General features: G+C 66.2%; 11 protein-coding genes. 5 read left to right on the top strand and 6 right to left on the bottom strand.

Translation table 11 applies throughout. The features are described from left to right. Positions 1-3 precede the first annotated feature (3 nt). On the top strand, positions 4-783 hold the full coding sequence (locus ACSQ20_RS15360) for an adenosylcobinamide-GDP ribazoletransferase (RefSeq protein WP_436023142.1): 780 nt from the start codon (positions 4-6) through the stop codon (positions 781-783). Further along, positions 768-1,367 carry a histidine phosphatase family protein gene (locus ACSQ20_RS15355; RefSeq protein WP_436021374.1) on the top strand — a complete coding sequence of 200 codons (600 nt, stop codon included), beginning with the start codon at positions 768-770 and terminating at the stop codon, positions 1,365-1,367. The genes ACSQ20_RS15360 and ACSQ20_RS15355 overlap by 16 nt, the downstream gene beginning before the upstream one ends. A gap of 26 nt (positions 1,368-1,393) precedes the next feature. Here ACSQ20_RS15355 and ACSQ20_RS15350 read toward each other — a convergent pair whose 3' ends face one another. Continuing rightward, complete coding sequence (locus tag ACSQ20_RS15350) at positions 1,394-2,407, bottom strand: cobalamin-binding protein (RefSeq protein ID WP_436021372.1); 1,014 nt, start codon at positions 2,405-2,407, stop codon at positions 1,394-1,396. Continuing rightward, complete coding sequence (gene cobU, locus ACSQ20_RS15345; RefSeq protein WP_436021370.1) at positions 2,404-2,964, bottom strand: bifunctional adenosylcobinamide kinase/adenosylcobinamide-phosphate guanylyltransferase; 561 nt, start codon at positions 2,962-2,964, stop codon at positions 2,404-2,406. The genes ACSQ20_RS15350 and cobU overlap by 4 nt, the downstream gene beginning before the upstream one ends. Positions 2,965-3,118: 154 nt before the next feature. Between cobU and ACSQ20_RS15340 the strand changes: the two genes are divergently transcribed. Then, positions 3,119-3,742 (top strand): ParA family protein, encoded by a 624-nt coding sequence (locus ACSQ20_RS15340; RefSeq protein ID WP_436021368.1) that lies wholly within the window; start codon positions 3,119-3,121, stop codon positions 3,740-3,742. A gap of 27 nt (positions 3,743-3,769) precedes the next feature. Here ACSQ20_RS15340 and panD read toward each other — a convergent pair whose 3' ends face one another. From panD to ACSQ20_RS15320, 4 genes are all read right to left on the bottom strand, one after another. After that, positions 3,770-4,156, bottom strand: coding sequence for an aspartate 1-decarboxylase (panD, locus tag ACSQ20_RS15335; RefSeq protein WP_436021366.1), 387 nt, complete (start codon positions 4,154-4,156; stop codon positions 3,770-3,772). A gap of 79 nt (positions 4,157-4,235) precedes the next feature. Further along, positions 4,236-5,069 (bottom strand): pantoate--beta-alanine ligase, encoded by an 834-nt coding sequence (gene panC, locus ACSQ20_RS15330; protein ID WP_436021364.1) that lies wholly within the window; start codon positions 5,067-5,069, stop codon positions 4,236-4,238. Between the two features lie 123 nt (positions 5,070-5,192). Beyond that, positions 5,193-6,062 (bottom strand): segregation and condensation protein A, encoded by an 870-nt coding sequence (locus ACSQ20_RS15325; RefSeq protein ID WP_436021362.1) that lies wholly within the window; start codon positions 6,060-6,062, stop codon positions 5,193-5,195. A gap of 13 nt (positions 6,063-6,075) precedes the next feature. Then, positions 6,076-6,261 carry a DUF3460 family protein gene (locus ACSQ20_RS15320; RefSeq protein ID WP_436021360.1) on the bottom strand — a complete coding sequence of 62 codons (186 nt, stop codon included), beginning with the start codon at positions 6,259-6,261 and terminating at the stop codon, positions 6,076-6,078. Positions 6,262-6,672: 411 nt separating this feature from the next. Between ACSQ20_RS15320 and ACSQ20_RS15315 the strand changes: the two genes are divergently transcribed. Together ACSQ20_RS15315 and ACSQ20_RS15310 are read left to right on the top strand one after the other, a co-directional pair. Then, positions 6,673-8,355 (top strand): autotransporter assembly complex protein TamA, encoded by a 1,683-nt coding sequence (locus tag ACSQ20_RS15315; protein WP_436023140.1) that lies wholly within the window; start codon positions 6,673-6,675, stop codon positions 8,353-8,355. 13 nt (positions 8,356-8,368) lie between these two features. After that, the gene (locus ACSQ20_RS15310) at positions 8,369-12,553 is read left to right on the top strand and encodes a translocation/assembly module TamB domain-containing protein (RefSeq protein ID WP_436021358.1); all 4,185 of its coding nucleotides are present in this window, start codon (positions 8,369-8,371) and stop codon (positions 12,551-12,553) included. Positions 12,554-12,590 lie beyond the last annotated feature (37 nt).

Below are 12,590 nucleotides of genomic sequence, written 5' to 3'. Positions count from 1 at the left end.
CCGATGGCCGTTTCACGCCGGCGCTTCGACGCGTGCGCCGAGTGGCGCTATCTGTGCGCGGCACTGCGCTACTTCACGCGCGTGCCGCTACCAGGCAACGTCGGCACGACCGCGAGCGATCTGGCCGGCGCCATCCGTTACTTTTCGCTGATCGGCGCACTGGTCGGCGGCCTCGGCGCCGTCGTATTTCTGGCCGCGTTGCGCTGGTTCCCGGTTCCGCTCGCGGTACTGCTTTCGATGGCTACGACGCTCGCCGTGACGGGCGCGTTTCACGAAGATGGTCTCGCCGACTGCTGTGACGGGTTCGGCGGCGGCGCCACGCGCGAGGACGTGCTGCGCATCATGCGCGACCCGCGCATCGGCGCGTTCGGCGTGATCGGGCTCGTCATGGCGCTCGCGCTCAAATGGCAGACGCTGGCTGCGCTGCCGCCGCTGCTCGCCGCCTGGCTGATGATTGCCGCGCATGCCGCGAGCCGGGCGATGGCGGCAAGCTTGCTGATCACGCTCGATTACGCGCGCGCCGACGGTAAGGCGCAGCCTGTTGCGCAACGGCTGTCGTGGCGTGCGTATGGCGTCGTCGCTGTGCTCGGGCTGCCCTGGCTCATGTGGCCCGACTGGCGGGCCGGGCTTGTTGCGTTGCTCGCCGCGCTCCTCGCGCGCGTCGCGCTGTCTCGCTACTTCGTTCACCGGCTCGGCGGCTATACGGGGGATTGCCTGGGCCTGGTGCAGCAAGTCGTCGAGCTTGTCATCTATCTTTGCGTGCTGGCATGGATCTCGTCCTGATTCGCCATCCGGCGCCCGCAGTCGAAACCGGTATCTGCTACGGACGCACCGACGTGCCGCTCGCGGCCGACGAGCGGGCCTCGGCCGATGCGATCATCGCGCGCCTCGCGGCGCTCGATGCGCCGCTGCCTCAGGCCATGTGGACGAGTCCGCTGGTTCGATGTGCGGGCGTGGCGGCAAGGCTCGCGCGACGTTTCGGCTGCATGGAGCGGGCCGACGCCCGCTTGCAGGAAATCGACTTCGGCGCCTGGGAACGGCTGCGGTGGGATGCGATCGATCGGGCCGCGCTCGACGCATGGGCCGCCGACCTGTGGCACGCGCGTGTGCACGGCGGCGAGAGCGTGGCGCAGTTCGGGGCGCGCATCGGGGAATGGTTCGGCGCGTGGATCAGGGCGAATCAAGTGGCAGCGTCGGCGTCGACGCATGTCGTCACCCATGCTGGCGTGATGCGCATGTTGACTTCGCTTGCGCTCGGTTTGCCGATTGAAGACATGTTGCACTGGCCGGTCTCGATGGCAGGGATCGTTTGGCTGCGCGGCGCGCCGAATGGCGGGGCGTGGCGGGTGATACGGTGGAATGCGTAGCGCGCCGTTCGCGTGGCTTATCGCGATTATCGCGAAGGCGATGTGCCGGCCGCCGACGCTTCGCGTCGCGAGCGAGCCGTTTCGAGGTCCTCGCACAACGTGCGGATGCCGCTGGCGAGGCGCGGTCCCGGGCGATTGATCAGATCGCCGTCGATGGAAAAAAGGTTATCACGTGCGACGGCTGTCATGCGCGGCCAGGCACGCCAGCGGGCGAGTTCGGGCAGCGGTGTGCCCGGCGCGGCAGGCGTGGCGCCGCTGCGCGCGGTGACGATTGCTTCCGGATCGGCGGCCACGACAGCTTCCGCCGACACGGTCGGCACGCGCGCGGCAAGCCCTGCAAAGACGTTGTGCCCGCCGCACACGGCGATGGCGTCGCTGATGATGTGCGCGCCGTTCAACGTCATCAGCGGACGATCCCAGACCTGATAGAAGACGCCAACCGGGGGCCGCGTGGCGTAACGCGCACGCAGCTGCGCGATGTCATCGCGATAATGCTGCGCTGCGGCATCGGCGACGGGTTGCGTGCCCAATAGCGTGCCGAGCCGCTCCAGATCAGTGGCCACGTCGTCGAGTTTGTGCGGCTCGCTGTAAAAGAGCGCGATGCCGAGCGCGCGGAGCTTGTCGAGTTGGTGCGTATCGTTGCCGTGCCGCCATACGACGATCAGTTGGGGCCTGAGCGCGACGATGCGCTCCAGATCGAGTGCCGTATTGCTGCCGACGCGCGGCAGTGCGCGGGCTTCGGGCGGATAGTCGCTGTACGACACGGCGCCGACGAGCCGCGCGCCGCCACCGGCGGCATAGATCAGTTCGGTCGCGTGGGGCGCGAGCGAGATGACGCGCGCGGCGGGCGCAGCCAGCGTGACCGTGCGGCCCGCGTCGTCGACGACGGCGAGTTTCGCATGCGCCGCGAGGGGGCTGACAAGCCCGAGCAAGACGATGGTGATGGCGATGGCGATGGCGAAGGCGATGACAACTGGAGCCCTAGCCCCGATCCGAATCCCGCCGGCCCCGAGGCGCACTGCCCACAACCGGCGCCTCATGGCCGAGTCGGGCCGGGTTTGACCGCAACCGGCAGGCCGGCCACCATCAGCGTCACTTCCCGGGCGATACGCGCCACGCGTTGATTCAATCTCCCGAGCTCATCGACGTAGTGCCGCGTGAGCGAGCCGAGCGGTACCACCCCCAAGCCGATCTCGTTGCTGACGACGATGACGCGCCCCCGCGCGCCGCTCAGCGCCGCTTCGAGCTCGTCGAACCGGCTGGCGGCCGCGCTTGGCGGCGGCTCCCCGCCCTCAACCGGGCACACGAGCCCCGCGAGCCAGAGCGTCAGGCAATCGACAAGCACGCAGTGTTGCTCGCCGTCTGCCGCGCGCAGTGCTTGCGGGAGCGCTGCGTCGGCTTCGACGAGCGTCCAGTGCGCCGGCCGGCACGCCTGATGATGGGCGATGCGGGCCGCGAATTCGGGGTCGGCGTCGGCACTGCGAGCCGTTGCAATGTAGGTTACTGGCCGTCCGCTCGCGGCGGCGAGGCGCTCAGCATAGGCGCTTTTGCCCGAGCGGGCGCCGCCGAGCACGAAGGTGAGATCAGGCGAAGTCATCGCGCGATTGTACCGGCGCGGCGCCCGGCCAGAAGCCGCAATAGCGCGGAAGGTTTCGGTGCCGGCCGATTTGCCGATATCATCTGCAGCGCGACGCGTCTCGCACACGAATACGAATACACGACGCGAGCACATCTTCTACTCGGGAGCGTTCATGACGTTAATCGTGGTGGCCAACCCCAAAGGCGGGGTCGGCAAAAGCACGTTATCGACCAATCTGGCGGGCGCGTTTGCGGCTAGCGGCGAATGGGTGGCGCTGGCCGACCTGGATCGGCAGCGCTCGGCGCATTCCTGGCTCGAGCTGCGCCCCGAGGGCCTGCCCGTCATCGAAGCCTGGGAAGTCGACATCGATGCGCCGGCCAAGCCGCCGAACGGCCTCGAACGCGCGGTGGTCGATACGCCCGCAGGCCTGCACGGCGCGCGGCTCACCGCGGCGATCGGGCTTGCCGACAAGGTCATCGTCCCGCTGCAGCCGTCGATGTTCGACATCCTCGCCACGCAGCACTTCCTCGAACGGCTCGCGAAGGAGAAAGCGGTGCGAAAAGGGGCGATCGAAGTGGGCGTGGTCGGTATGCGGGTCGACGCCCGCACGCGTTCAGCGGAGCAGCTGCATCGCTTCGTGGAAAGCCTCGATCTGCCGGTGCTCGGCTATTTGCGCGACACGCAAAACTACGTGCAACTGGCCGCGCACGGCCTCACGCTGTGGGATGTGGCGAAAAGCCGCGTGGAAAAGGATCTCGAGCAATGGGAGCCCATCATTGCCTGGGCTACGCGGTAGGTAACGCACCCTGCCAACCCGGCCCGATCAAGTCCACGTTTGCACGGGCACGTGAGCTCGGCTGCCTTTCATCGTGTTGCGCTCGTCGACGAATACGAGCTTCGGCTCCCAGCCGGCCTTCAGTTCGGCTTCGTCGACCATCGCGAACGAGGCGATGATGACGAGGTCGCCCAATTGCGCGCGTCGCGCCGCCGAGCCGTTCAGCGAGATCATGCCGCTGCCGCGCTCGCCGCGGATCGCATAGGTCGAAAATCGCTCGCCGTTGTTGATGTTCCAAATGTCGATGCGCTCGTTTTCGACGATGTTCGCCGCTTCCAGCAAATCCTCGTCGATCGCGCATGAGCCTTCGTAATGCAACTCGCAATGCGTGACGACTGCGCGATGGATTTTCGATTTGAGCATGTGACGCTGCATGATCGTTTCCTCGGATGAATGCCGCTTTCGCTTCACACCCGCGCGGGGCGGGCGGCGAAGCAGCCAAGCTTAGCCGTTTTCAAATTTCCAGATTATCGATAAGACGCGTGGCGCCGAGCTTGGCCGCGGCCAGCACGACGAGCGGTGCCTGCGCGTCGTTGGCGGTGGGCGCAATCAGGTCCTCGCGCTTGCGCACGGCGATGTAATCGGGCTGCCAGCCGCGTGCCGCCAGGCTAGCCATTGCTTCGCGTTCGAGCCGCTTGAAGTCGCGCTCGCCGCCGAGCACCGCTTCGCGCAGACGGCCGAGCGCCGTGGCGAGCATCGGTGCCTCGGCGCGCTCGGCCTCGCTCAGGAAGCGATTGCGCGAACTCAGCGCGAGACCGTCGCGGTCGCGCACGGTTTCGGCCGCGACGATATCGGTTTGCAGTGCGAATTGATTGCACATGCGGCGCACGATCATCAATTGCTGGTAGTCCTTCTTGCCGAAGACTGCCACGCGCGGCTGCACGCAGCACATCAGCTTCATCACGACCGTGCACACGCCGGTAAAGAAGCCGGGCCGGAATTCGCCTTCGAGAATGTCGCCGAGGTCATGCGGCGGATGCACGCGATATTCCTGCGGCTCGGGGTACATATCGCGCTCGGTCGGTGCGAACAGCACGTAGACGTTTTCCCGCTGCAGCTTTTCGATGTCGGCTTCGAGCGTGCGCGGGTATCGGTCGAAATCCTCGTTCGGGCCGAACTGCAGCCGGTTGACAAAGATGCTGGCGACGACCGGGTCCCCATGCTGGCGCGCAAGCCGCATCAGCGAGAGATGCCCTTCGTGCAGATTGCCCATCGTCGGCACAAAGGCCGTTCGGTTCTGGCCGCGCAACTGATCGCGCAATTCCTGGATGGAGCTGATGACTTTCATGATGGACCGGGTCTTGGGCGCTGCTGCACGCGAAGCGAGGCTAAAGCGCGCGATTGTAGTGGATTTGGCCGCGTGCGACGTTGAAAAGAGCCGGCTCTCTAAACGCGGGCGCGGCGGCTTTCCTCATGCGGGCAAATAGGCCAGACGCACGTAGATCGGTGCGAACGGCTCGGCTTGCGTGATCTCGATCAGCGATTCGCGCGAAAGCTCCAGCATGGCGATAAAGTTGACGATCACGACGGGCACACCACGCGACACGTCGAACAGATCGCAAAATTCCATGAAGCGCGCATTTTGCAGGCGACGCAGCATAAGGCTCATGTGCTCACGCACCGACAGTTCCTCGCGCGAGATCTTGTGATGCTGGACGAGCTTCGCGCGCTTGAGCACGTCGGCCCACGCCGCGCGCAGGTCGTCGATTTCGACGTCCGGAAACCGCGGGGCTATGCTCTGTTCGATGTACACCTCGGCGCGCAGGAAATCGCGCCCGAGCTGAGGCAGCCGGTCGAGTTGCTGGGCGGCCAGTTTCATGCGCTCGTATTCGAGCAGGCGCCGCACCAGTTCCGCGCGCGGGTCCTCGGCCTCATCGCCCGTATCGGCTTTTTTCACCGGCAACAGCATCCGCGACTTAATTTCGATCAGCATGGCCGCCATCAGCAGATATTCCGATGCGAGTTCGAGGTTGGTCTTGCGCAATTGCTCGACATAGCCGAGATACTGGATCGTGACGTCCGCCATCGGGATATCGAGGACGTTGAAATTCTGCTTGCGGATCAGGTAGAGCAGCAGATCGAGCGGCCCCTCGAATGTTTCGAGAAAGACTTCAAGCGCATCGGGCGGGATGTACAGATCCTGCGGCAGCTTGAAAAGCGGCTCGCCGTACAGGCGTGCAAACGCAATGCCGTCGACGATGTCGGGCGTCGTGTCCGTCGTCGGCGCAGTCAGTGCCGTGGCCGACTCGCGTGCACGGCTGGCCTCGTCGGCGGCGCTCATTGGCTCGGGGCGCTTAGAAGTTCTGATAGTAGACGTAAGGCGTTTGCTTGATGCCCGATGCCTGCTGGCGCGTGCGCTCTTCGAGATCGAGCGGCTGCTTGTCCCATAAGAGCGCACGTCCGCGGCGCTGTTCTTCCTCGAGCGTTGGCTGTTGCTGCTTCAGTTGACTCAGAAATTGCGTGATGTCCGATAGATACATGGCTCGACGATCGTAGAAAATGGGGACACGACGGTGCCGCACGCACCGGCTTTGCAAACCGCGATTTTAACGCATACGCAATCGAGCGGAACACGGCGGGCTTGCCAGCCGTCAAAGCCGGGCGTGAATGACGCGGGCTCGATACGGCTGCCTGTGGTCAAATAAGCGGCCTGCGCGGTTTCGCAAAGGGCGCTGCCCCGGCTTCACGTGGCATTCACGCGGTATTCACTTTACGCAGTTGGGCGCAAGCCGCCTCGTCATCTCAACGTTGCCCGGAGGTCCCGTTTGGCGGGAGCAGTGATCGAAACGCCGTGCGCCGCACGCACCGTCAGCACGCGCGGCCAGCGCCGAGCCCGCATCGCGCGTCGCTGGTTCGCTGTCGCGCTCGGTGGTCTGCTGAGTGTGCTCGCCATGCCGGCCGCAGCGAAGTATGCCGTGCAGATCGACGCCCCGCGGCCGCTGCGCAAATTGCTGCAGCAGCATCTCGATTTGGCGCGCTTCGCCAAGCGCGACGACATCTCGGAAGACCAGTTCGAGTTTCTCGTCACGGCCACGCCGCAGCAAGTGCGCGACCTTGTTGCCACCGATGGTTACTTCTCGCCCGTTGTGCGCACCGACGTGCGCATGGATAACGGCAAGAAGGATGTGACCGTGCATGTCGACCCGGGCGCGCGCACGACGGTCACATCGATCGAGCTGTCGTTCGATGGTCCCATCAACACTGAAGAGCCTGCGCGCGAGAATGCGGCGCGCTTCGCGTTCTCGCTGCGCGTGGGCGACCCGTTCACGCAGGCAGGCTGGAGCGATGCGAAAAGCGCCGCGCTCAAGGTGCTGCAGGCGCGTCGCTACCTCGGTGCAAAAATCACCCGCTCGGAAGCGCGTATCGATCCGCGCAAGAAGACGGCGGTGCTGTCGGTCGCGTTTGCGAGCGGCCCGACGTTCACACTCGGCGCGCTGGACGTCTCGGGCGTGCGCCGCTACCCCGGCGAGATCGTGACGAACGTCAATCCGATTGGCGTCGGCGAAATTTATGATAGCCAGCGCATCGCCGAACTGCAGCGCCAGTTGCAAAATACGCCGTATTACGCGAGCGTGGCGATCGATGTAGGCAGCGACGTCGACAAACCGCGCGACACGCCGATTCACGTCAAGGTCAGCGAATATCCGTATAACAGCGTGCGGGGCGGCGTGGGCTATGCAACCGATACCGGCCCTCACGTGCAAGGCGCCTATTCGTATTTGAATACGTTCGGCGCGGCGTGGCCTTTTTCGGTTCAGGGCCGCGTCGATCAGATCCAGCAGTACGGGCAGATTCAGTTGTCGATGCCGCCAGGCGCGCGCGGCTGGGTCAATAGCGTACTCGCTTCATATACGAGCACCAATGTGTCCGATACGCGCATCTACAGCGCGCGGATCGGTTTGCAGCGGGCGCGCACGGCGCAGTTCATCGACTATACCTACTCGCTCCAGTACTACGCCGATCGGCTCGATCAGAACGCAGCGGGCCCCACCACGAGCCACGCGCTCGTGCCGCAGTGGGCGTGGACGCGTCGCAACGTCGATGATCCGCTGTTCCCACGTTCCGGCAACCTGCTGCATGCCGAGGCCGGGTTTGCGGTGAAAGGGCTCCTGACCGATCAAACCTTCGTGCGTGGCTACGCGCGCGGGGTGCAGTATCTGCCGATCGGCCAACGCGACTTGGTGCTCTTTCGCGCCGAGCTTGGCGGCGTGTTCACGAGTGGCGGCTCGAGCGGTGTGCCCGCGTCACTGCTTTTTCGCGCGGGCGGCTCGAACTCCGTGCGCGGCTATGGCTTTCAGAGCATTGGTAACGATGTCTCCGGCTCGGTGTTGCCGACGAAGTACCTTGTCACGGCAACCACCGAATATCAACATTGGTTCTCCCACGATTGGGGCGCCGCCGTGTTCTTCGACATCGGCACGGCAACCGACACGTGGCACGAGCGCACCTTTTTTCCCGGCGCGGGTATAGGCGCGCGGTGGCGCAGCCCCGTCGGGCCGGTCAACGTCGACCTGGCCTACGGCATCCGCAACAAGAGCGTGCGGCCGTACCTGACGCTCGGCATTGCTTTTTGAGACCGCACAGCGCATGACGAACGATTCGCCGCCTCCCCCTTTGCCACCTGACGCGCCCGAAGACGCAAGCGGGAACGCCACGCCACCGGCGCCGCGTTCGCCGCGTCGCGCGAGGCGGCGCGCATGGCGCATGCTGGCGTGGGCGGTGCTCGGCATCGGGTTCGTCGTTGTCTCGGCGGCGCTCGCCCTCTACGGCGCGGCGACGACCGAGCGCGGCACGCGCCTCGCGTGGCGCGCTGCCGTTGTACTGTCGGGCGGTCGGCTTGCCGGGACGCTCGTGGGGGGCACGCTCTCGAGCGGCATGCAGCTCAGCGGGCTGCATTGGCGCGATCGGCCCACGGTCGCAGAGGCTGCCGGCACCACCGACGCTGACGCCACCGATACCACCGAGATCCGCATCGACCGCCTGGCGGGCCGTTGGGCGCTTACCCGCTCGCCGTGGCGTTTGACGCTTTTCGATCTGCACGCCGGCACCATCGACGCGCACTTCGCGCCGTCGCAAAACAAGACGCCGCTCACGCTGCCTGCGAGCCTGCGTTTGCCGCTGCAACTCGACATACGCTCGCTGGGCATCGGTCAACTGCGGCTTCGCAACGGTGCGAGCGTAACCGAGCTCGCCCACGTGCACCTGCGCGGACGCAGTGACGGCCGGCACCACGCGCTTTCGCTCGACGGGATCGACACGCCGTTTGGCGCGGTCACGGCCGAGCTGTCGCTCGATGGCGTGCGGCCTTTCGCGCTGACAGGCGATGCGGCCTATGCCGGCGAACTCGCCAGCGAGCCGGTGCAACTGAGCGCGCATATCGGCGGTACATTGGAAGCGCTCGCCGCGGACGTTCAAGCGAGCGGCTTTAAGCTCGCCGGGCGGGCGCACGTGGAAGCCGCACCGTTCGCGGCCGTGCCGCTGACGCGCGCGAAGCTCGCGTTCGCCCATATCAACCCGCAGACATTCAGCCTCTCGGCACCGGCCGCCGATATTTCGCTCGATGCGGACCTGGCGCCCGTGCCCGGTGCGGGCGCGGCAGTCGTGGCGGGTTCGGTCGCAATCGTCAATGCGAAGCCAGGCAGGCTCGACGCGAAGCTGTTGCCGCTCGTCGATGCGCACGCCGACGTGCGTTTGGATGCGCGCGAGCAGCGTATCGCCAATTTGCGCGTGCGGCTGGTCGACGATGCCACGCTGGCCGGCGGCGGCACGTTCGCCGGAGGGCGTGGCCATCTCGCATTGCAGATTGCCGGCCTCAACCTCAACACGCTGACGCCTGTCGTGCGGCCGACTGCGCTTGACGGCCCGATCGGCGTGTCGCTTGACGGTGCGGCCCCGTCGTTTAACTTCGATCTCGCCGACAAGCGCGCTGGGCTTGGGGCACGCGCGAAAGTCACGTTCGAACGCACCCGAATCGCGTTGCGCGATGTGCGTGTGACTGCCGGCAAGGGCCGGGTCGACCTCGACGGCGCGCTGCAGCGCGATGCGCAATCAAGCTATGCATTGCGCGCGACGCTGACCGATTTCGATCCGCGCCTGTTGATGGCAGCGGCGTATAGAGGCGGCCCGGCAGTCGGCCAGCGCGCCGCGCGCGCGACAACCCAGGCAGCATCGACATCGGCAGGCAAATCGACATCGGCGGGGAAATCGGCATCGAAGCCGAAGCCGACGGCAAAGCCCCACTCCGCACGCGCCGCGAAGCCGAGCACCGCCGCCGCGGCGTGGCCCCAGGCAAGCGTCAGCGGCACGTTCAACGCCGACGGGACGCTCGCCCCCGCATTCGCGACGAAGCTGCGCTTTAAGTTGACCAACAGCGTCTACGACGGGTTGCCGCTCACCGGTGCCGGCACCGTGCACGTGGCCGGCGCACGGCTTTTGCCGAGCGACGCTGCGCTATCGATTGCCGGCAATGACGTGGAACTGCACGGCAGTTTCGGCGGCGCCGGTGACCGCCTGCGCTTTCATGTGGCGGCGCCGCGGCTCGATCGTCTCGGCTTCGGCTTGGCCGGCACGCTGTTGGCCGATGGCGACGTGACCGGTTCGCTCGCGCATCCGAATGCGACGCTGACCTACGATGCGCGCGAGGTCGCGTTCGCCGGCAACCGGGTGGGCGCCGCTGCCGGGCGTGCGCTGATACGCGACGGCGCAGCGGGCGCGCTCGAGTTCACCACCGACGCACGCGACATCCATACGAGCATCGCCGATATCACGACGCTGTCAGCGCATCTGAGCGGCACGCGTGCCAAGCACGCTTTCGACGCCGCCGCGAAGGGCGTGCTGCGCGGCCGCCCGGTTGATCTCACGATGGCCGCGTCGGGCGGGCTCGCCGAGACCCCGGAGGGCATGAGCTGGGCCGGCACGCTCACCCGCTTTGCCAACCGCGGCATGCCCTCGCTCACATTGGAGGCGCCGCTTGCGGTGAAGGCCGCGCCCGAATCGTTGACGCTCGGCGCCACGCATCTCGCGCTCGAAGGGGCTCGGCTCGATCTGAAATCGTTGGTCTACGATCACGGCGCCGTGCGCTCGGCCGGCTCCGCGTCAAACCTGTCGGTTGGGCGGCTGTTGGCCATTCGCGAGGAGTTGACCGGCACGCCTTCGCGCGTGCGCAGCGATCTGGTCTTCGCCGGCGACTGGGATTTCACGCTCGGGCGCACCGCGAGCGGCTACGCGCAACTCGCGCGCGTGAGCGGCGATGTTTCGGTCGATACCGGGCGCGGCGGGCTTGCCCCGCTTGGCATCACCGCGTTGCGCGCGCGCGCCGAATTCGCTCCGGGCGCGCGGCTGGCGGCCACGTTGCATGCCGCGGCGAGCCGTATCGGCACGGCGGATGCGAATGTCGCGCTTGCGCTGACACCCGATGCGAGCCACGCGGGCCTGCTCGGTGTCGCCGCTAACGCGCCGCTTTCGGGCGCCATCGCAGCGGACGTCCCATCGCTGAAAACGACGGGTGGGTTGTTCGGCCCGAGTTACGTGCTCAATGGGCGCGCCGCATTGAAGCTGACGGTGGCCGGTACTGCGTCCAAACCCGCCGTGTCCGGCTCGCTGACCGGCGACGAGTTGTCGGCGACGTTTGTCGATCAAGGCGTGCAGTTGAAAGACGGTGTCGTGCGCATTGCGCTGTCCGAAAATCTCGTCGATTTCCAGAATGTCGAATTCCACGGCGGCGACGGCACGCTGCGCGCCACAGGTCAGATCCGGCTAGATCGCGCCGAGCCCGACCTTACGGCTCGGATCGTAGCGGACAAGCTCGAGCTTTTTGCGGCACCCGACCGGCGACTGTCGCTATCGGGCGGTGCGACGGTGGCCAACGGGGGGCCAGCCGGCGGCCTCGACATCAACGGCAAATTCAAGGTCGAACATGCGCTTTTCGACATGCCGGAATCGCCGGCGCCGAGCCTCTCGGACGACGTGGTCGTTGTGCGCAACAACGCCGTCGTGCGCGGCGCGCCGCCGCCGATGGAGCCGGCTATGAACAAGCCCGTCGGCCGTTTCGCGCCGCGCGCCGACGTGGATATCGACCTCGGCCCGGACTTTCGTTTTCGCGGCCGCGGCGCCGATTTAGGCTTGCGCGGCACGGTGACGGCGTTATCGGCGCCGAACCAGCCGCTGCGCGCGCTGGGCAACGTCCGGGTGACGGAGGGCTCGACCTATACGTCGTTCGGCCGCAAGCTTGGCGTCGAGAACGGGTTTTTCACGTTCAACGGGCCGGTGGCGAACCCCGGTGTCAACATCCTCGCGATGCGCCGCAACCAGGAGGTCGAGGCCGGCGTGCAGGTGACGGGCACGCTCAACACGCCGGTCGTGAAGCTGATCTCCGAGCCGAACGTGCCCGACGACGAGAAGTTGTCGTGGCTGCTGTTCGGCCATGGCACGGACCAGGGCAATAACCTCGGTCAGCAAAGCTCGATGACGGCGGCGTTGGCCCTGCTTGGCAGCGCGACCGGCAAGCGGGTGGCGCAGACATTCGGACTCGATGAATTCAGCGTCGGCCGCAGCGATGTCGGGCTGACCGATCCGCAGGTGGTGATGATTTCGAAGGCGATCAACGAACGGCTCGTGCTCGGTTACGAACAGGGTCTGCAATCGGCGAGCAACGCGATCAAGGCGACGATCAACCTCTCGCGGTTTTGGTCGGTATCGACCTATGCGGGCACGTTCCAGGGCGTGGACGTCAATTTCACGCGGCGCTTCGACGGGTTCTGGTCACGGCGCTAGCAAACCGGCATGCGTTGTAACGTTCTGCGTTTAATTG

This window comes from Trinickia sp. LjRoot230, assembly GCF_964253315.1.
Lineage (GTDB): Bacteria > Pseudomonadota > Gammaproteobacteria > Burkholderiales > Burkholderiaceae > Trinickia.
This window is presented reverse-complemented; position numbering and strand designations above follow the sequence as displayed.